The sequence below is a fragment of the Clostridium akagii DSM 12554 genome, assembly GCF_000686725.1.
GTDB classification, from domain to species: Bacteria; Bacillota; Clostridia; order Clostridiales; family Clostridiaceae; genus Clostridium_I; species Clostridium_I akagii.
On the sequence record NZ_KK366007.1, the window covers coordinates 162,110 to 181,400 of the forward strand.

A 19,291-nucleotide genomic window follows, 5' to 3' on the forward strand; every position below is an offset into this window, starting at 1 on the left:
AGGTGTTAAAAAAATAAAAAACGGAGGTAATTTGAAATGAGAGAAGTAGTAATAGTAAGTGCAGTAAGAACTGCCATAGGTTCATATGGAAAAACACTTAAGGATGTACCCGCAGTTGAACTAGGAGCTATAGTAATAAAGGAAGCAGTTAAGAGGGCTGGAATAAAAGGTGAATGGATAAATGAGGTGATTTTTGGAAATGTACTTCAAGCAGGATTAGGTCAAAATCCAGCAAGGCAGGCAGCTGTGAAGGCGGGCTTACCAGTAGAAGTTCCTGCACTAACAATTAACAAGGTTTGTGGTTCAGGCTTAAGAACAGTTAGTTTAGCAGCACAAATAATAAAATCTGGAGATGCAGATATAATTGTAGCAGGTGGTATGGAAAATATGTCTAGGGCGCCTTTCTTAGTAGATAATGCACGATGGGGCTATAAAATGGGAAATGGACAACTAGTTGATGAGATGATTAAAGATGGTTTATGGGATGCATTTAATGAATATCACATGGGAGTAACTGCGGAAAATGTGGCTGAAAAATGGGGAGTAACTAGAGAGGAACAAGATAAGTTCTCACTTGAATCACAGCATAGGGCCGAGAAAGCCATTAAAAATGGAGAGTTTAAAGATGAAATAGTTCCTGTAGTAATAAAAACTAAAAAAGGTGAAATTATATTTGATGAGGATGAATTCCCTAGATTTGGCAATACTATAGAAGCTCTAGGTAAACTTAAACCAATTTTCAAGACAAATGGAACAGTAACAGCAGGAAATGCATCAGGTCTTAATGATGGTGCTGCAGCATTAGTTATAATGAGTGCAGATAAAGCAAAGGAATTAGGAATAAAACCACTTGCTAAAATTAGTTCATATGGCTCAGCTGGTCTTGATCCATCAATAATGGGATATGGTGCTTTTTATGCAACTAAAATTGCTTTAGAAAAAATAAATTTAAAGGCTGAAGATTTAGATTTAATAGAAGCAAACGAAGCATACGCATCACAGAGTTTAGCGATTGCTAAGGACTTGAATTTTGACATGAAACGAGTAAATGTAAATGGGGGATCCATTGCTCTCGGTCACCCAATAGGAGCCTCTGGTGCTAGAATATTAGTTACTTTATTATATGCTATGCAGAAGAGAGATTCAAAGAAGGGACTTGCTACTTTATGTATAGGTGGAGGACAAGGAACTGCATTAGTTGTTGAGAGAGATTAATTATCTTAGGCATTTGAAAAAAATAACAAGCTGAAAGGTTAGTCTATAATTTAAGGGGAATACTTTCTAAGTATTCCCCTTAAAAGTGAAATAAATTAGCACTATGTTTAATGAGATAATCACGGCCGCTATTATAATACCTAATACCCTTACAGAAAATTTGTTGACAAGTTTGCCCATAAGATCTTTTCGTTTTGCTATAACAAGCATTTGTATAATGGGAAAAGGTAGAATAAAACTAAGGGCAACTTGACTTAAAAGGAGAGCATACATAGGATTTATTCCAATAGCAATAATAGTTAATGCAGGTATCATAGTTATAAGTCGTCTAATGTTTACTGGAATGTTTAAGTTAACAAAACCTTTCATTATTGTCTGCCCAGCTATTGTTCCAACCGCAGAAGAGGAAAGGCCAGAAACAAGGAGCGCAATTCCGAAGGCACCACTTGATAGTGTGCCAAGTAAGGGCTGTAAGGATTTGTGAGCATCTTCAATGGTGGAAACGTCAATATGGTGTCTATAAAATACTGCAGCAGAAACTATAATCATGGCAGCATTTACTATAAAAGCAATATTCATAGCTATAAATACATCAACTTTTTCCATATGGAGATGTTTTAATTTACCTTCATCCGAGCAATCAATACATCTATATTGAACTAGGTGAGAATGAAGATATATAACATGAGGCATAACCGTGGCACCTAGCATTCCAACTGCTATTAGTAAAGCATCACCATTTGGAATGCTAGGAATTAGTGTGTGTACTCCAACTTGTGACCAAGATGGTTTTGATAGAAATAACTCCAGTGTATAGGAAATACCAATAATAGTCACCATGCCTCCTATTATAATTTCAATAACCTTTTGACCGTATTTTTCCATATAACAAATTAAATATGTTAAAATTCCTGTGATAAGTCCAGCATATATCATAGGGATTTTGAATAAAATATATAAACCTAAAGTTCCTCCAAGAAATTCAGCTAAATCTGTTGCCATTGCTCCAAGCTCTGCAATTATCCAAAAAAGCCAATTAGCGGATTTTGGAAACACTTTAGCGCACATTTCAGGAAGATTATGGCCAGTGGCTATCCCAAGTTTTGCGGACATTATTTGAAGAAATATTGCCATTAAATTACTCCATAAAATAACCCATAAAAGTGAATAATTAAATTTAGAACCACCACTTATATTTGTTGCAAAATTACCAGGATCTATATATGCAACGCTAACTATAAAAGCGGGACCTATAAATTTAAGTAATTGTTTCACATTTATGTCAATATATTTATGCGAACTTAACATTTTTGTATCTAAGTTATCTTCATTTTGCATTAAGATATCCCCTTTCAAATTAATAATATGAATGTACATAAAAAGTTGCACAAGGGTAACCTTTTTAGTCTACACTAAATTTGTTTTTCTATATAAATTATGAAGGAAACATTTAAATTGACACTTATTTAGCATGGGTATATACTTAAAACTAATTGAATAAGATATTGGTTTGATCATATAGTTGATTAATTAAAAGGGAATCAGGTTAAGGCATCATAAAAAATTGAACTCGCATTCTTGCTTGTTATTTTTTTGAAGATGTTTAGTCCTGAACGGTCCCGCCACTGTAAGAAAATAAGTTAAGTAATATATGCCACTGGGTAACTGGGAAGGCCTACTTAATTGATGATTTTCAAGTCAGGAGACCTGCCAATGTTTCTCGCCATTTTCTCTACGAGCGATAGGGAGGTGTTAAAGTTGAATATATCTTTCACATTTCTCATGAATAATAAGATGTTTTTCAATCCTTTTAACGCTATGTTGAAGGGATTTTTTTGATGAAAAAATTTTAAGGGGTGACAGTAATGTTTAGAAGACACAGAAGGTTAAGAGAAAATGCTACAATACGAAGTTTGGTAAGGGAAACAGTTTTAAACTCACAAGATTTTATTTATCCATTATTTGTTGTTGAAGGAGAAAAGATAAAAAGAGAAATAAGTTCTCTTCCCAATAATTATCACTGGTCACTAGATAGGATTCCTGAATTAATTAAAGATGTAACCGAAGCGGGAGTTAAGGGCGTAATGATATTTGGAATTCCTGATCACAAAGACGAGGTTGGACATTCAGCCTATGATGAGAATGGAATTGTTCAAAAAGCAGTAAGGGTTATAAAGAAGCTTGCACCAGAACTTTGGATTATTACAGATGTTTGCATGTGTGAGTACACAAGTCATGGACATTGTGGAATAATTGTAGACAAAAAAGTGGATAACGATGAAACTTTAAAATATATTTCACTAACAGCACTTTCACATGTAAAGGCAGGAGCAGATATGGTGGCACCTTCAGATATGATGGATGGAAGGGTACAAGCTATTAGAAAAAAATTGGATGAAAATGGTTATAAAGATGTAGGAATAATGGCCTATAGTGCCAAATATTCTTCAGCTTTTTATGGACCGTTTAGGGAAGCAGCAGATTCTGCACCACAATTTGGTGATAGAAAAGGCTATCAAATGGATCCTGCAAATATAAGAGAGGCCATGCTTGAAATCGAAGACGATATTAGTGAAGGTGCTGATATTATTATGGTTAAACCAGCCATCTCATACCTGGATGTAATAAGATGGGCTAGAGATAAATTTAATCATCCTATAGCAGCTTACAGTGTAAGTGGAGAGTTTGCTATGGTTAAAGCTGCTGCATCTCTAGGGGTTATAGATGAAAAATTAATAGCGCTTGAAATGTTAACTTCAATAAAAAGAGCAGGTGCGGACATAATAATAACGTATTATGCTATAGATGCAGCAAGATGGCTTACACAAAGTTAAGAGATAATTGGAAGGTGAGGAAATAATTTGTCAAACATAAAAGATAAGGTGATTCTTGTAGTAAGTTTTGGAACAACTTATGAAGAAACAAGGAAATTGACCATAGAAAGCATAGAAAAAAGCATAGAAAAAAATTTTCCGGATTATGAAATAAGAAGAGCCTTCACCTCTCACATAATAATAAAGGTGTTAAGAAATAGAGATAAACTTATTGTGGATACTCCAGAACAAGCATTGGAAAAGATAAAAAATGAAGGTTACAGAGAGGTTGTAGTTCAATCGCTTCATATAATGCCTGGTGAGGAATATGAATATGTATCAAAGGTTGTTGAGAACTATAAAAATAACTTTGAAAAAATAGTAATTGGGAGGCCTATACTTTATTTTAAGGGTGACGGAGAAGAATTAGTAGATGATTATTCTATAGCAGCAGAAGCATTGGAGGCTCAAATTTCAAAAAAACATGCCGCAGTATTTATGGGACATGGTACAACACATCCTGCCAACGCATGTTATTCCTGTCTTCAGCTTGTATTTAGAGACAAGGGAATAAATAATGTATACATTGGAACAGTAGAAGGCTATCCTAGTATTAAAAATGTAATAAATACACTAAAGAGAGAAAAAGTAAGGGAAGTTACACTTATGCCTTTTATGATAGTGGCAGGGAATCATTCTAACATTGATATGGCTTCAGATGAGGAGAATTCCTGGAAACAAATACTTTTAAAAGAAGGTTTTAAGGTCCATATTTATATGCATGGCATTGGTGAAAATACAATGATTCAAGATATTTTTGTTAAGCATGTAAAGGATGCTATAGTGGGGAATTATAAAAATATTGGAAAAACAAAGAAGGGGATGTAAAATGGGTAAAATCATGATACAAGGTACGGCTTCCTCAGTGGGTAAGAGCATTCTTGTAGCAGCTTTATGTAGAATATTTCATGAAGATGGCTACAGCGTTGTTCCTTTTAAATCTCAAAACATGTCTTTGAATTCATATATAACCATAGATGGCAAGGAGATGGGCAGAGCACAAGTCCTTCAGGCTTATGCCGCAGGAATTGAACCACAGATTTATATGAATCCAATTTTACTTAAACCAACTTCAGATAAGAAAAGCCAAGTCATTTTAAATGGTGAGGTTTATGGAAATTATACGGCTATGGAATACCATAATTTAAAGCCTAGATTTAAAGAGTTATTAAAAGAACAGTTTGAAAAATTGGAGAAACAGTTTGACATTGTAGTTATGGAAGGCGCAGGAAGCCCAGCAGAGATAAATTTGAGAGATAAAGACATTGTAAATATGGGGATGGCAGAACTTGTGGATGCACCGGTAATATTAGTAGGAGATATTGATAAAGGTGGGGTATTTGCTTCTATTGCAGGAACAATGCTGCTTTTAAAGGAAGAAGAAAAGCCAAGAGTTAAGGGTACAATAATAAATAAATTCAGAGGGGATATAGAAATACTTAAGCCAGGACTTGTAATGCTTGAGGAAATAATCCATAAACCTTCTTTTGGAGTCGTACCATATTTTAAGCTGAATCTTGAAGAAGAGGATGGAGCGGTGGAGTTTAATAAAAAAGTAAGAGCACCTATTGATATAGCGGTTATAAAACTCATGCACCTATCTAATTTTACAGATTTAGATGCTTTGAAGGAAGAAGATGATGTATCTGTAAGATTTGTTAGCTCTGTAGAGGAATTTGGTGAACCTGATTTAGTTATAATACCAGGTAGTAAAAATACAATAGAAGATCTTTTAAGTATAAGGGAAAATGGAATAGAAAAAGCTATAAAGGATTATAGTAAAAATGGAACAATAATTGGTATATGCGGTGGGTATCAAATGCTAGGGAAAAGTATAAAGGACCCATATAAGGTTGAAACAGAGCTAGGGGAAATTTACGCAATGGATCTATTAAATGTGAGAACTACATTTGAAGAACATAAGGTTACAACTAGGATTAATGCAAATATAATATGGGAAAACATCACACCTGATTTTGCTAGATATATAATAAATGGTGAGAAAATAGGTAAAATATATGGCTACGAAATACATATGGGTAATTCCACTTGCGGAGAAAATTGTAATCCACTTTTTTCTATTAAGGATAAAAATGGCGAAAAGGTGGACTATATGGATGGAGCTATAAACAATGATGGCAATATAATGGGAACTTATATTCATGGTATATTCGATGGGGCATCGTTTAGAGAGTATATTATAAATTATTTGAGAGATAAAAAAGGAATAGAACTTAAAGCAGCACAAAATTATGAACACAAAAGAGAAAAAGAGTTGGCTAAATTAGCTGAAATAGTTAGAAAAAACATTGATATGGAGTCTATTTATAAAATTATGGGTATGAAAGGATGATAGATATCATTATAGCAGTGATGATAGATTTTTTAATTGGGGATCCATACTGGTTTCCACATCCCATAATTTATATTGGAAAATTTATAAGCTTTCTTGAAAAATTGGGTAGAAAGTTATGCAGAAGTAACAAGGCATTAAAGATATTTGGATTTGTAATTGTTTTTGTGGTTTGTTTTGTAAGTTTTATAATCCCATTTTTAATATTAAAATTAACATCACAATATGTAATAGTGCATCACATATTAAACATTGTTATGATTTGGACAACCTTTGCTGCCAGGAGTTTACATAAGGAGGCAGTTAAAGTATATTACGCACTTAAAAACAATGATTTGGAAGATGCAAAAATCAAATTGTCGTATATAGTTGGTAGAGATACGCAGGAACTTTGTGAAAATGAAATAATAAGAGCAGATGTGGAAACTGTTGCTGAAAACACATCTGATGGGGTAATTGCGCCAATACTATTTGCAATTTTAGGTGGAGCCCCTTTAGCAATGTTATACAAAGCGGTAAATACTATGGATTCTATGCTTGGTTATAAAAATGAAAAGTTTTATTATATTGGATTTTTTCCGGCTAAGGTGGATGATATTTTTAATTTAATACCTGCAAGAATTACAGGGATTCTAATAGCTATAGTTTCCCCCTTAGTTAAAGGGAATGTTATTTTTAGCCTAAAGATAATGCTGCGAGACAGGAAAAATCATAAGAGTCCTAATTGTGCATATCCGGAGGGCGCAGCAGCTGGAGCCATGAGAATTCAACTTGGTGGAACCAACAGTTATTTTGGAGAACTTGTGTATAAACCAACTATAGGTGATAACGTAGAAGTTCTAACAAAAGAGCACATTAAATCAACCATTTTACTTATGTATGCTTCAGAAATATTACTTGTGATTATTTATATTCTAATAAATAAGGTGGTGATGGCAGTTTGATACATGGAGGAGATATATATACAGAGGGATTATTAAAGGGAAGGGAACTTTTAGATTACAGTTCTAACATAAATCCATTAGGACTTCCAAAGGGATTCTCAGACAATATAGGCGAGGCACTGAAAAATGCGGTGAGATACCCTGATATTAAATATAGAGAACTAATTAGAAATATAAAAGATTATACTGGAGTAGAAAAGGGTGATGTTATACTGGGAAATGGAGCAGCAGAAGTTATTGATTTGTCCATAAGCTGTTTTAAAAACATATTGATAGTGGTACCATCTTTTGTGGAATATGAGTTAGATGCAAAAAAATGGGGCTCTAATATAGAATATTCATATTTATCTCCGAAAATGGAGATAAATTACGAGGATATTATAAAAAAACTTTCAAAAATGCAGGCTTTGATAATAGGAAATCCTAATAATCCTAATGGAAGTATAATAAACAAGAAAGATTTTCATGAAATTTTAGAGTTTTGCGAAAAAGAAGGCAAAACAATTATTATAGATGAGGCTTTCATTGAATTTACAGGTAATTTAGAGGATAGTTTTATAAATTACACTGAAAATTATAGATGTCTATTCATAATAAGAGCTATAACAAAATTTTTTGCTATGCCAGGAGTTAGATTTGGTTATGGCATAAGTAGTGATGAAAAACTTACTAAGGCAATAGCAGAAAAACAAAACCCTTGGAATATTAATTGTTTTGCAGAGATTGCAGTTAAGTATTCTTTAAATGATAAAGAGTATATTAAAAAATCACTTCAATGGGTTAAGGAAGAAAGAAAATTTTTATTAGCGGAGCTAAATAAAATTCAATGCATAAAAAACATATTTCCAACTAGAGCAAATTTTATATTATGTAAGCTTGATAATGTAAATGAAGAACAGGTGTATAACTTTTGTATTAAACAGGGGATAATTATAAGAAAAGCACATAATTTTAAAGGGCTTGACCAAAGCTTTATAAGACTTGCAATTAAAGATAGGGTATCTAACGAAAAATTATTAAAAGTTCTAAAAGGCATAAATATATCTAATAAAAGGATAGACTAGCATACTGACTAGTTATTTTTTAGATGTCTAACTTATAATAAGGAGGTTTCATAGAATGGGAAAATTGGAGAAGGGATACGTTCAAGTTTATACAGGTAATGGAAAAGGAAAAACTACAGCAGCACTTGGACAAGGATTTAGATCAGTAGGAAATGGGCTTAAAGTGTATATGGTTCAATTCCTAAAAACATTTAAAACAGGAGAACTGGAAAGTGTAAAACGATTGGAACCTGATTTTAAAATATTTAGATTTGAAAAAAAGAGAGGCTTTTTCTGGACATTAAGTGAGGAGGAAAAGGCTGAATTAAAAATAGAGATAGATAAAGCTTATAAATTTTGTTATGATTCACTTAAAACCAAAGCATGTGATGTTTTAATAATGGACGAGGTTATGGGGGCACTTTCTAATAAACTGCTTACAGTAGAACAAGTTATAGAGCTTATTCATATAAAACCTGAGGATGTGGAACTTATTTTAACAGGAAGAAATGTTCCTGAACAAATTGCACAGGAGGTTGACCTTATTACAGAAATGAGGGAAATAAAGCACTATTTTAGCAGAGGTGTTCCTGCTAGAGAAGGGATAGAGTACTAAAAATGAAGAGTTTTATTATAAGTTCTAATGGAAGCGGTAAAGGAAAGACAACAGTAACTTTAGGTATACTTAAAGCTTTTAAGGATATGGGATATAAAGTTCAGAGCTATAAGGTTGGTCCCGACTATATTGATGGAAATTTTCATCAACACATAACAGGAGTGAGGGCAAGAAATCTTGATTTATACCTTATGGGTGAGGATGGAATTAAGGCTAGCTTTTCTAGAGGTCATGGTGACATAGGAATAATAGAAGGGGTTATGGGGCTTTATGATGGTAAGGGAATCAGTAGTGAATATTCAACAGCACACGTGGCCAAGGTGCTTAATTTACCTGTAGTATTAGTATTATCACCAAAAGCTAAGGTAGCAACAATTTGTGCTGAAATTAATGGGCTTATGAATTTTGAACACGTAAATATAGCAGGTATAATATTAAATAATATAAATGAGAGTTATTATAATTTATTAAAGCTTTCAATAGAAAAATACTGCTATACAGATGTATTAGGATATGTTCCAAAAAACCAGGAGCTTATACTTAAAAGCAGACATTTGGGACTAGTGCAAAGTATTGAAATAGAAGATTTGGACAAAAAAATAGAGCTATGTTCACAGCTTGTTAAAAAACATGTCAATATGGATAAACTTTTTAATATTGGGGTTAATCCAGGAAATTATAAAGATGATTTTCATTTAGATAACCAAGGACTAAAAATAGCAGTAGCTTATGATAAAGCATTTAATTTTTATTATAGAGAAAACATTGAACTTCTAGAAGAGCTTGGTGAAGTCCAATATTTCAGTCCTCTAAAAGATAAAGAAATACCAAAAAATGTTGATTTTTTGTATTTAGGTGGAGGTTATCCAGAGGTTTTTATTGATGAGTTAAGTCAAAATAAAACCATGCTTAATAGTATAAAAGTTTCATTAGAAGCTGGAACTAAATGCTACGCAGAATGTGGAGGCTTAATGTATTTATCTGAAAGTATAGAGGGGAAACCCACGGTTGGATTTTTAAATGGAAAATCCTATATGACAGAAAGACTTCAGAATTTTGGTTATGCAAAAATAAATGTGGTAAAAGAAAATAGTGTTATATCAAAAGGAACTAGTATAAATTGTCATGAATTTCATAAATCATCTGTAGAACTTAATGAAAATACAATATACCAAGTTGAAAAAGACAAATATGATGGATCAGTTAAACAATGGAAATGTGGATACCAAAAAAAGATGACCATTGCAACTTATGCACATGTGCACTTTTTTGGAAATTTAGGTATGTTACGAGAACTAACGAAAAGGTGACAAGATAAAGAAAGGAGAATTATAAAAATTGGATTATTTAAAAAGCCCTAGGGGTATAGAGAAAAAAAGTTTTGAAATAATCGGTAATGAAATGGGTGAACATGATTTTTCAGAAAGGGAGCTTAGTATTGTAAAAAGGGTAATACACACTACTGCAGACTTTGAATATAAGAATCTAGTGTATATTAGAGATGGAGCCATTGATAAAGCATTGGAGTTATTAAAACAGGGAATCACAATATATACAGATACTAATATGGCTTTAGCGGGAATAAATAAATCTGCATTAAAAGCTTTAAATTGTAAAGCAGAATGTTTTGTATCAAGAGAAGATGTAGCAAAGACAGCAAAAGAAAAACAAATTACACGTTCTATGGCAGCCGTTGAGAAAGCAACAAATGATGGGATAAAGTTTTTTGTATTTGGAAATGCACCTACAGCATTGTACAAGCTAAAAGAACTTATAATTGAGGGTAAGGCAAATGCCCAGTTTATCATTGCAGCACCAATAGGATTTGTTGGAGCGGCTGAATCAAAAATTGAAATAGAAAAACTTCTTGACGTGCCACTTATAACGGTAAGAGGAAGAAAAGGTGGAAGTAGCGTTGCGGCATCTATTGTGAATGCTCTTATGTATATGTTAATTGAAAGGTAATAAAAATTATGTTAGATTTATACGTAAATTGTGATGGAAAAAAATTAAGATGTGGATATACTACAGGTTCTTGTAGTGCAGCAGCAGCAAAAGCTGCAACTAGAATGCTTTATTACAAAGAAAAAATAAGTGAGATTAGAATAGATACACCCAAAGGAATAGAATTGCTTCTACCTATTGAAAATATAAACTTTGGAGAAAACTTCGTGGAATGTTCAATTATAAAAGATGGTGGAGATGATCCTGATGTAACCCATGGCATTGAAATATGGGCAAGAGCCACGAAAAAAGACTACGGTTACTGTTTAAAAGGTGGCCTAGGAGTTGGAGTTGTACAAGGGGAAGGACTTTATGTGAAAAAAGGTGAACCTGCCATAAACCCAGTTCCTAGACGTATGATAGAGAAAGAAGTAAAGGAAGTATTACCAGAAGGCCGCGGGGTTGAGATAACAATTTTTGTTCCAGAAGGGGCGGAGATTGCTAAAAAAACGTTTAATCCCAGATTAAATATAATTGGAGGAATTTCCATATTAGGAACAACAGGAATTGTAATTCCCATGTCAGAAGATGCACTTACAGAATCCATAAATATTGAATTGCGCCAAAAAGTTTTTTCTGGTATTAAACACATTGTTTTAGTTTTTGGTAACATGGGGGAAGTTAAGGCAAAATCTTTAGGAATAGATGAAAATACTATGGTTATAATGTCAAACTATGTGGGTTTTGCACTTAATTCATGTAGATCACTTGGAATAAAAAAAGTTACTATTGTGGGTCATATAGGAAAGATGTGTAAAATTGCGGTAGGCTGTTTTAATACTCACAGTAGAGTTTGTGGAATTAGACTTGAAACAATAGCACTAGAACTTGCTTTAATGGGAGCAGATATAGAACTTGTTAAAAAAGTTTATGAAGAAAAAACCACAGAAGGTGCAGTGAAGCTTTTAGGTAAGGGTTATAATACTTTGTATGCAAGTATGGGTGAAAAGATAAAACATAAAATAAATGAATTTTGCTATAATGAAATTCAAGCTGAAGTTGTAATTTTTGCTATGGAAGCTGGAATACTATATGATAGCAGAAAGTGAGGATAATATGGTCTACATTGTAGGAATTGGTCCTGGAAATAGAGAATATATGTTAAGCAAGGCGATTTCAGTTTTAGAAGATGCAGATATTATAATTGGCTTTAAAAGGGCAATTGAAAGTATATCATTTATTCGAAAATATAAGATTATAGCTAATAATCTGAATGATATATTAAATTTCGTTAAGGTAAATGAAGATAAAAATGTAGCCATTATTGGGTCTGGCGATCCATTATTTTATGGAATAGGGGAATATATTAAAAAAAATTATGAGGGAAATATAAGTATAGTACCTGGAATAAGTTCATTTCAATACATGATGGGAAAACTGGGGAAGGCTTGGCAGGGAGCACATCTTGGAAGTCTTCATGGAAGGGAAGAAGATTTTATAAAGGAAGTAAAGGATAATAAGATGTCCATATGGCTTACAGATAATAAAAATACTCCTCAGGTTATGTGTAGAAAGCTAAATAAGGCTGAATTAAATGTAATGATGTATATAGGTGAAAATTTGTCCTATGAGGATGAGAAAATATCCTTTGGTGAGCAAAATGAATTTATTGATAAAAAATTTAGTGATTTAACAGTGGTGGTGATAGACAATGATTATAAGGGATGAAGAATTTATTAGGGGTAAGAGTCCAATGACCAAAGAGGAAATACGTACAGTTAGTATTTCAAAGCTAAATATTCAGAATAACTATAGGCTTCTTGACATTGGTGCAGGCACAGGGTCTGTGTCAGTTCAAATGAGTAAAATCGCGTATTTAGGACAGGTTATTGCAGTTGAAATGGATGAAGAAGCACTTGGGCTTATAGAAAAAAATAAGAAAAAATTCAGTGCAGATAATTTACAAATAATAAAGGGTGAAGCAATAGACGTAGAGAAGCAAATACAAGGTGAATTTGATGGTATATTTATTGGTGGAAGTGGTGGAAATTTAGAGGAAATAATAAGCATATACGGGAAAAGACTAAAACCTGGAAAAGTTATGGTTTTAAATTTTATTACCATAGATAATGTATACAAGGCTATTAATATACTTGAAAATTTGAAATACAGTACTGAACTCATTCAGCTTTCAATAAGCCGCTCAAAGGGGAAAAGTCATATGCTTATAGCACTAAATCCGATTTTTATCATAACAGCGAGGAGAGAAATACATGAGTAAATTATACGGTATTGGAGTTGGACCAGGGGACAAAGAGCTACTTACATTAAAAGCTGTAAGAATAATAGGTGAAGTGCCTGTAATAGTTGTTCCTAGTGGCAAGGCAGGAGGAAGAAGTATAGCCCTTGAAATAGCACAGGACTATATAAATAGCAATGCCGAAGTTATAGTGAAACATTTTCCCATGGGCACAGAAGAGCAAGAAGGAAAAATATATGAAGCTTTTCAAGCTATAGAAGAAAAACTTAAGGCAGGTAAGGATGTGGCTTTTCTAACTATAGGTGACCCCTTTGTGTATAGCACATACATTTATTTGCTAAAATATATTCAGGAAAAGGGTTATTTAGTAGAAACAGTTCCTGGAATAACTTCTTTTTGTGCATGTGCAAGCATTGCGGGACAGCCACTAGTAATAGGCGATGAAGGACTTTTAATAATTCCAGGGGATAGAATAGCTACAATAAATAAAGAAAAATATGTTGTGGTGATGAAGGTATACAAGAGAGAAGAAGAAATAATAAACACTTTAGAAGAAAAGGGATTTAAATACGTATATATTAAGAAAGCAGGAAGAGAAGGACAAGAGGTTTTAAGAGATAGAGATTCCATAATTAGAAATAGAGAATACATGTCATTAATTATAGCTAATAGAGAGTAGGAGTGATTTTGTGGTTTATTTTATAGGTGCAGGGCCAGGAGATGTAGATTTAATAACGGTTAAGGGAAGAAATATTTTAAGTAAGGCTGACATAGTTATATATGCAGGATCCCTAGTAAGCAAAGAACATTTAGAATTTTGTAAAGAAGGAGCAGAAATTTATAACTCTGCTTCTATGAATCTTGACGAAGTGGTTGATGTATATAAAAAAGCTAGTCAGCAGGGTAAAAGCATAGTTAGACTTCATACAGGTGACCCTTCTATATATGGGGCCATAAAAGAGCAGATGGATGAACTCCATTTACTTAACATAGAATATGAAGTGATTCCAGGTGTAAGCTCGTTTACAGCAGCTGCTGCTGCAATTAAAAAGGAATTTACACTTCCAGGGGTAAGCCAAACTGTGATACTTACAAGAGTTGAAGGCAGGACTCCAGTACCTACTGGAGAAAATCTTGAAAAATTAGCATCTATAGGTGCTTCAATGGCAATATTTTTATCAATTTCAATGATAGAAAAGGTTGTGGAACAGCTTAAAAAAGGTTATGGCAAAAATGTTCCTATTGCTGTAGTGGAAAGAGCAACTTACGAGGACGAGAGAATAATATTTGGCACACTTGATGATATTTCAGAAAAGGTAAAACAAGCAAAAATAACAAAATGTGCTCAAATACTTGTAGGAGATTTTATAGACAGTGACTATGAGAAGAGTAAGCTTTACGATAAAAATTTTTCACATATGTTTAGAGAGGCTAAAAAATGAAAATAGCGGCAATTAGCCTTAATAAATATGGAGATGATTTGGCAGCAAAAATTAATAAGCAGGTGCCAATTGATATATACTCAAGAAATAACATAAAAAACTTCAATATAATAACTTTAGCAGCCACGCTTATGCAAAGTTATGAAGCAATTATATTTTTATCATCTACAGGAATAGCTGTAAGGTCTATTGCTAGTTTTATTAAAAATAAAGTGGAAGATCCAGCAGTAATTGTAATAGACATTTTTGGGAAATATGTAATTAGCCTTTTAAGCGGTCATCTTGGAGGAGCAAATAGCCTTACAGAAAAAATAGCCAATATAATTGGAGCTCAGCCAATTATTACAACAGCTACAGACAGTTTAAACGTTACTGCACCGGATATTGTTGCTATGGAAAATGGACTAATAATTGGAGATATGAAAATAGCAAAAGAAATATCTGCTTTATTAGTCGATGGGAAAAATGTGTTTTTTTCAGACGGGGAAAGAGAAATTTCATTGCCTAAAGGTTATACAGAAAATCTTCAACTGGCAGAGGGAATTGTATATGTAACAAATAAAAATGAAGATGTTAAAAGTGACCCAAATATTCCAAAGCTAAAACTTATAAGAAAAAATATAGTGCTGGGAATTGGTTGTAAAAAAAAATTATTCTGCTAAAACAATGATAAATGTAGTTAAGGAAAAACTCAAGGAAAACAACATAGATGAAAGGGCTATAAAAATAGTAACATCAGTGGAAATTAAAAAAGATGAAATGGCCATTATTGCTCTAAGTAAATATTTTAATGCTGAGTTTAAAACCTTTAGCATTGAGGAGATAAAAACAGTTCAGAATAATTACAAAGGCAGTGATTTTGTTGAAAAGAGTATTGGGGTACGTTCGGTTTGTGAGCCTTGCGTTGAATTGAGTAATGCTACATTGTTAACTGATAAAATGAATTTATCTGGAATGACTTTATGTATTGGAATTTTAAAATTAGAATCTAGAGCATAAGGAATCTGAAAGAAAATAACATGCTAAGTTGTTGTTTTTTGAGTATGCCTAAGAAGAGGGGAAGAATAGATGGGAAAATTGTATGTAGTTGGTATTGGTCCAGGAAGCATAAAAAATATGACTATAAGAGCAAAAGAAGCAATAGAAGAAAGTGAAATTATAGTAGGATATACTAAATATATTGAACTAATCAAACCATTGATTGCAGATAAAGAGGTCTTTTCTACAGGAATGAAGGGTGAAGAAGAACGTTGCAGACAGGCATTAATGCTGTCTAAAGAGAAAACAGTTTCAATTATAAGTACAGGTGATTCCGGAATTTATGGCATGGCAGGACTTATTTTAGAACTGAGAAAAGAGGAAGATGTAGAAGTTATTCCTGGAATCACTGCATCTTCTGCAGCAGCATCAATCCTAGGAGCTCCAATTATGCATGATAATTGTAATATAAGCCTTAGCGATCTAATGACGCCCTATGAAATAATAAAAAAGAGAGTGGATATGTCGGCAGCTTCGGACTTTGTAATATCACTTTATAACCCCAAAAGCCGAGGTAGACAACATTATTTAAGAGAAACTATAGAAACTATTAAAAAATATAGACAAGGAACTACACCAGTTGCTGTAGTAAAACATGCATTAAGGGATGGTCAGGATGTAAAATTATTTACCCTTGATTCTTTTAAAGATGATGAAGTTGATATGATGTGTATAGTGATAGTAGGAAATAGTCAAAGCTATATAAAAGACGGTATTTTTATAACACCAAGAGGCTATAAAATATGATAGGGTTAATACTTGGAACTTCAGAAGGGAAAAAAATACTTTCACTTCTTAACAAATATACGGATGATATATTTATATCAACAGCTACTGAATATGGAGGGCAATTACTTAAGGATTATAAGTATAAGGTGCTTAATACTAAACCATTAGATCTATATGAGCTCATATATGAAATAAATAAAAATGGAATAGATATATTGCTAGATGCATCTCATCCATACGCTGAAATCATAACTAATAATGCATTAGAAGCATGTAGAAAACTGGGCATAACCTATGTGAGATATGAAAGGCCTAAAGCTGCCCAATATGAAGATTCCCATGTGATAAATGTAAAAGATTATGAAGAGTTATATTTAAAAATTCAGAATATAGATGGTACGATACTTAATACAACGGGCAGCACAAATGTGGATAAATTTATAAATATGAAACTGAAAAGTAGAATAGTTCATAGAGTTCTTCCATCCATTAAGGTTATGGAACGGTGTTTTTCTCTAGGAATTGCAACTGAGGACATAATAGCCATTAAAGGACCAATAAGCTTTGAACTTAATTGTAGTTTTATAAAGGAATACAATGCAAAGGCTATAATTTTAAAAGATAGTGGGATTCAAGGTGGAACGGATGAAAAAATAAGGGCTGCAATTTTTATGGGTATTATTGCACTTGTAATTGAAAGGAAGAACACAGAGGTCCCAAATACTTTTAATAATGAAGAAACTGTAGTTGATTTTATACTTGGATTAATAATAAACAAAGAATAGAACAGCATACTAACTAGGCACCATCAAAAAAATATCAGTGGCACCTTTGACTTATTGTTTTTTAGATGGCATGTAATAAAATTAATTTTTTAGGTGATTTTTATATTCAAAAACAATATCTAAAATAAATAAAAGCGATGATAATACAAGAATAGTATTTATAAAACTGCTTCCAGCTTTAAAGATTAAACTTATTAGGCAAATTAAAAGTACCATAGAGCATATCCAACGTAAAACTTTCATAAGTATTCCTCCAATGTAGGCTTATTTTCGTCATATTAGTGATTATATTTTAACCACAAAAAGCGATATATATGCCTAAAACATTTTAACAATACCAATTTATAAAATATAAAAAAATAAAAGAGAGGGAAATCCTCTCTTAAATTACACTTAATCTCTGTGATATGTGTCTCTTTGGTTCTTTCTTGCTCTTCTACAATCAGGACATCTAACTGGATCGTTTTCAAATCCTTTTTCTTTGTAGAATTCCTGTTCACCTTCAGTGAATACAAATTCATTTCCACAATCTTTACAAACAATAGTTTTATCTGGCATTAAAAACCCTCCTTGAAATTACCATAGGAATAATACATCTTGATAATTGTCTCCTCCTATGATAAAAGGAGTTGAAATCACCTTGATAATTAACCTATAAATTAACGAGTAAAAACTCTATATCTATTGTAGCACACGGTTACATCTTTTTAAAGGAATTAATGGAAAAAATAAAATTAATTTAGTATAATTATAAATTATAGACTTAAACCATATAAAAGAAGGAATTTCACTGTTTTTGTAGAATACAACAAGGTACAGAATTTTATAATAATACGCTTGTAAGGTAAAGAAATTATTATAATATAAGTACATCTGTAAACGTAATAAAAGGAAAGTGGGAACTTATGGATAATAGCAATGACATTCAGCAAAAATTTTTAAAACTTAAAGATGAATTTGAGACTTATCAAAATTTTGCAGAGAGTACTATGCAAATGATAAATGAGAAAAATACTAGATTAGAGAGAAATTTAGATGCTCTTACAAATATCGTGGAAATAAGTAAATATATAAATTCAAATGTGAGTGATGAAAATTTGATACCAATGATAAATGACATGATTATTGGTATATTGGGAGTTACTTATTCATCCATATATCTTATAGATGACAAGGATAAAAATTTAATTGCTAAAGCAACAAATATTGAAAATGATGATTTTAGCTTTGAAAATTATGGAATCTACTGTATGGTTAATAATGAAGAACCATTTGTTGTGAATTGTAAAGATTCTATTTTTTCATCAGGTAACAAAAAAGTTAATATTCACTCTATAATTGGAGTACCAATATATTCTAGAGATATTTTCAAAGGATATATCATAGTAGAACATACGCTTTTGAATTTTTTTAGTCAAGATCATATTGCTTTTATTTCATCTATAACTAACCAAATTGGTATAGCTTTAGAAAATAATTTTTTATACAGTAAGGTTAAAGAAAGTTCCATCACCGACCCCTTGCTAAATATATATAATAGAAAATATTTTTTTGACTATTTGGAAGAAAAAGTAATTAAAGATCCACAGGGAAGATTCGCAATTGTAATGATAGATATAGATAATTTTAAAAGGTTTAATGATGCATATGGGCATCAATTTGGTGATAAGGTACTTATAGAAACTACAAAGGTACTAAAGGATAATATAGATGATGAAGAGGATTTAATAGCTAGATATGGTGGAGAAGAAATAGTTATATATATAAACAATGTTAGAAGTTATAGCGAAGTGTTTAAAAAAGTTGATAATTTAAGAGAAGAGCTTTTTAACCATGTGGTAGAACATGGAAATGAAAAAAAATCAGTTACAGCAAGTTTTGGAATAAGCTACTATCCTGAAAATGGGGATACTGTGCAAAAAGTATTAAGTGTTGCAGATTCTATGCTTTATGTAGCAAAAAATTCAGGTAGGAATAAAGTAATAAGTTCATAAAAGCTAGTTGATAATTTCTTAAATTAAATATATACTGATAAAGTGAAAATAGCCT

At 32.2% G+C, this 19,291-nt stretch carries 20 protein-coding genes, 1 pseudogene and 1 riboswitch; of the genes and pseudogenes, 18 read left to right on the top strand and 3 right to left on the bottom strand.

What is annotated here, in order from left to right; all coding sequences use genetic code 11:
- The first annotated feature begins 36 nt into the window (after nt 1–36).
- Nucleotides 37–1,215, top strand: a complete 1,179-nt coding sequence (locus BR66_RS0116265; RefSeq protein WP_026883838.1) for an acetyl-CoA C-acetyltransferase — start codon at nt 37–39, stop codon at nt 1,213–1,215.
- 66 nt (nt 1,216–1,281) lie between these two features.
- On the opposite strand, the gene BR66_RS0116270 is transcribed toward BR66_RS0116265, so the two are convergent.
- Nucleotides 1,282–2,523, bottom strand: a complete 1,242-nt coding sequence (locus tag BR66_RS0116270; RefSeq protein WP_051624299.1) for an Nramp family divalent metal transporter — start codon at nt 2,521–2,523, stop codon at nt 1,282–1,284.
- Between the two features lie 181 nt (nt 2,524–2,704).
- Nucleotides 2,705–2,944: riboswitch (cobalamin riboswitch) on the top strand.
- 136 nt (nt 2,945–3,080) lie between these two features.
- Here BR66_RS0116270 and hemB point away from each other — a divergent pair.
- The 16 genes and pseudogenes from hemB (at nt 3,081) to BR66_RS0116350 (ending at nt 17,242) form a co-directional block, all read left to right on the top strand.
- Nucleotides 3,081–4,049, top strand: coding sequence for a porphobilinogen synthase (gene hemB, locus BR66_RS0116275; protein WP_026883840.1), 969 nt, complete (start codon nt 3,081–3,083; stop codon nt 4,047–4,049).
- A gap of 27 nt (nt 4,050–4,076) precedes the next feature.
- A complete protein-coding gene (locus tag BR66_RS0116280; protein WP_026883841.1) occupies nt 4,077–4,916 on the top strand; it encodes a sirohydrochlorin cobaltochelatase in 840 nt (279 codons plus the stop codon).
- Nucleotide 4,917: 1 nt separating this feature from the next.
- Entirely contained in the window at nt 4,918–6,441 is a 1,524-nt protein-coding gene (locus tag BR66_RS0116285) for a cobyric acid synthase (RefSeq protein ID WP_026883842.1), read from the top strand.
- Nucleotides 6,438–7,385 (top strand): adenosylcobinamide-phosphate synthase CbiB, encoded by a 948-nt coding sequence (gene cbiB / locus BR66_RS0116290; RefSeq protein WP_026883843.1) that lies wholly within the window; start codon nt 6,438–6,440, stop codon nt 7,383–7,385. The genes BR66_RS0116285 and cbiB overlap by 4 nt, the downstream gene beginning before the upstream one ends.
- Nucleotides 7,382–8,449: a pyridoxal phosphate-dependent aminotransferase gene (locus tag BR66_RS0116295; protein ID WP_026883844.1), complete on the top strand. Its 1,068-nt coding sequence runs from the start codon at nt 7,382–7,384 to the stop codon at nt 8,447–8,449. Before cbiB ends, BR66_RS0116295 begins: the two co-directional genes overlap by 4 nt.
- A 55-nt stretch (nt 8,450–8,504) precedes the next feature.
- Nucleotides 8,505–9,044 carry a cob(I)yrinic acid a,c-diamide adenosyltransferase gene (locus tag BR66_RS0116300; RefSeq protein WP_026883845.1) on the top strand — a complete coding sequence of 180 codons (540 nt, stop codon included), beginning with the start codon at nt 8,505–8,507 and terminating at the stop codon, nt 9,042–9,044.
- Nucleotides 9,045–9,046: 2 nt separating this feature from the next.
- Complete coding sequence (locus BR66_RS0116305) at nt 9,047–10,354, top strand: cobyrinic acid a,c-diamide synthase CobB (protein ID WP_026883846.1); 1,308 nt, start codon at nt 9,047–9,049, stop codon at nt 10,352–10,354.
- A gap of 28 nt (nt 10,355–10,382) precedes the next feature.
- Complete coding sequence (locus BR66_RS0116310; protein ID WP_026883847.1) at nt 10,383–11,009, top strand: precorrin-8X methylmutase; 627 nt, start codon at nt 10,383–10,385, stop codon at nt 11,007–11,009.
- 8 nt (nt 11,010–11,017) lie between these two features.
- Nucleotides 11,018–12,097: a cobalt-precorrin-5B (C(1))-methyltransferase CbiD gene (gene cbiD / locus BR66_RS0116315; RefSeq protein WP_026883848.1), complete on the top strand. Its 1,080-nt coding sequence runs from the start codon at nt 11,018–11,020 to the stop codon at nt 12,095–12,097.
- Nucleotides 12,081–12,716 carry a precorrin-6y C5,15-methyltransferase (decarboxylating) subunit CbiE gene (cbiE, locus tag BR66_RS0116320; RefSeq protein WP_242841173.1) on the top strand — a complete coding sequence of 212 codons (636 nt, stop codon included), beginning with the start codon at nt 12,081–12,083 and terminating at the stop codon, nt 12,714–12,716. Before cbiD ends, cbiE begins: the two co-directional genes overlap by 17 nt.
- Nucleotides 12,700–13,269, top strand: coding sequence for a precorrin-6Y C5,15-methyltransferase (decarboxylating) subunit CbiT (gene cbiT, locus BR66_RS0116325; protein WP_026883850.1), 570 nt, complete (start codon nt 12,700–12,702; stop codon nt 13,267–13,269). Before cbiE ends, cbiT begins: the two co-directional genes overlap by 17 nt.
- Nucleotides 13,262–13,927, top strand: a complete 666-nt coding sequence (locus BR66_RS0116330; protein WP_026883851.1) for a cobalt-factor II C(20)-methyltransferase — start codon at nt 13,262–13,264, stop codon at nt 13,925–13,927. Before cbiT ends, BR66_RS0116330 begins: the two co-directional genes overlap by 8 nt.
- A gap of 10 nt (nt 13,928–13,937) precedes the next feature.
- Nucleotides 13,938–14,690: a precorrin-4 C(11)-methyltransferase gene (cobM, locus tag BR66_RS0116335; RefSeq protein WP_026883852.1), complete on the top strand. Its 753-nt coding sequence runs from the start codon at nt 13,938–13,940 to the stop codon at nt 14,688–14,690.
- Nucleotides 14,687–15,689, top strand: a pseudogene (gene cbiG / locus BR66_RS24135) (cobalt-precorrin 5A hydrolase). Before cobM ends, cbiG begins: the two are co-directional and overlap by 4 nt.
- Before the next feature lie 69 nt (nt 15,690–15,758).
- Nucleotides 15,759–16,475, top strand: coding sequence for a precorrin-3B C(17)-methyltransferase (gene cobJ / locus BR66_RS0116345; RefSeq protein ID WP_026883853.1), 717 nt, complete (start codon nt 15,759–15,761; stop codon nt 16,473–16,475).
- On the top strand, nt 16,472–17,242 hold the full coding sequence (locus BR66_RS0116350) for a cobalt-precorrin-6A reductase (RefSeq protein WP_026883854.1): 771 nt from the start codon (nt 16,472–16,474) through the stop codon (nt 17,240–17,242). The genes cobJ and BR66_RS0116350 overlap by 4 nt, the downstream gene beginning before the upstream one ends.
- 81 nt (nt 17,243–17,323) lie before the next feature.
- Here the strand turns inward: BR66_RS0116350 and BR66_RS25790 are convergent, their stop codons facing one another.
- Entirely contained in the window at nt 17,324–17,485 is a 162-nt protein-coding gene (locus BR66_RS25790; RefSeq protein WP_156946311.1) for a hypothetical protein, read from the bottom strand.
- Nucleotides 17,486–17,635: 150 nt separating this feature from the next.
- Nucleotides 17,636–17,800, bottom strand: coding sequence for a zinc-ribbon domain-containing protein (locus BR66_RS0116360; protein WP_026883855.1), 165 nt, complete (start codon nt 17,798–17,800; stop codon nt 17,636–17,638).
- A 347-nt stretch (nt 17,801–18,147) separates the two neighbouring features.
- On the opposite strand from BR66_RS0116360, the gene BR66_RS0116365 reads away from it, so the two are divergent.
- Nucleotides 18,148–19,236 carry a sensor domain-containing diguanylate cyclase gene (locus tag BR66_RS0116365; RefSeq protein WP_026883856.1) on the top strand — a complete coding sequence of 363 codons (1,089 nt, stop codon included), beginning with the start codon at nt 18,148–18,150 and terminating at the stop codon, nt 19,234–19,236.
- Nucleotides 19,237–19,291: the final 55 nt, after the last annotated feature.

What these genes read in the sequence shown, in the direction of transcription:
- BR66_RS0116330 (WP_026883851.1), top strand. Translation starts at nt 13,262, where the DNA reads ATGAGTAAATTATACGGTATTGGAGTTGGACCAGGGGACAAAGAGCTA.
- cobJ (WP_026883853.1), top strand. Translation starts at nt 15,759, where the DNA reads ATGGGAAAATTGTATGTAGTTGGTATTGGTCCAGGAAGCATAAAAAAT.
- cbiD (WP_026883848.1), top strand. Translation starts at nt 11,018, where the DNA reads ATGTTAGATTTATACGTAAATTGTGATGGAAAAAAATTAAGATGTGGA.
- hemB (WP_026883840.1), top strand. Translation starts at nt 3,081, where the DNA reads ATGTTTAGAAGACACAGAAGGTTAAGAGAAAATGCTACAATACGAAGT.
- BR66_RS0116305 (WP_026883846.1), top strand. Translation starts at nt 9,047, where the DNA reads ATGAAGAGTTTTATTATAAGTTCTAATGGAAGCGGTAAAGGAAAGACA.
- cbiT (WP_026883850.1), top strand. Translation starts at nt 12,700, where the DNA reads ATGATTATAAGGGATGAAGAATTTATTAGGGGTAAGAGTCCAATGACC.
- cbiB (WP_026883843.1), top strand. Translation starts at nt 6,438, where the DNA reads ATGATAGATATCATTATAGCAGTGATGATAGATTTTTTAATTGGGGAT.
- BR66_RS0116350 (WP_026883854.1), top strand. Translation starts at nt 16,472, where the DNA reads ATGATAGGGTTAATACTTGGAACTTCAGAAGGGAAAAAAATACTTTCA.
- BR66_RS0116270 (WP_051624299.1), bottom strand. Translation starts at nt 2,523, where the DNA reads ATGTTAAGTTCGCATAAATATATTGACATAAATGTGAAACAATTACTT.
- BR66_RS0116365 (WP_026883856.1), top strand. Translation starts at nt 18,148, where the DNA reads ATGGATAATAGCAATGACATTCAGCAAAAATTTTTAAAACTTAAAGAT.
- BR66_RS25790 (WP_156946311.1), bottom strand. Translation starts at nt 17,485, where the DNA reads ATGAAAGTTTTACGTTGGATATGCTCTATGGTACTTTTAATTTGCCTA.
- BR66_RS0116360 (WP_026883855.1), bottom strand. Translation starts at nt 17,800, where the DNA reads ATGCCAGATAAAACTATTGTTTGTAAAGATTGTGGAAATGAATTTGTA.
- BR66_RS0116265 (WP_026883838.1), top strand. Translation starts at nt 37, where the DNA reads ATGAGAGAAGTAGTAATAGTAAGTGCAGTAAGAACTGCCATAGGTTCA.
- BR66_RS0116285 (WP_026883842.1), top strand. Translation starts at nt 4,918, where the DNA reads ATGGGTAAAATCATGATACAAGGTACGGCTTCCTCAGTGGGTAAGAGC.
- cbiE (WP_242841173.1), top strand. Translation starts at nt 12,081, where the DNA reads ATGATAGCAGAAAGTGAGGATAATATGGTCTACATTGTAGGAATTGGT.
- BR66_RS0116300 (WP_026883845.1), top strand. Translation starts at nt 8,505, where the DNA reads ATGGGAAAATTGGAGAAGGGATACGTTCAAGTTTATACAGGTAATGGA.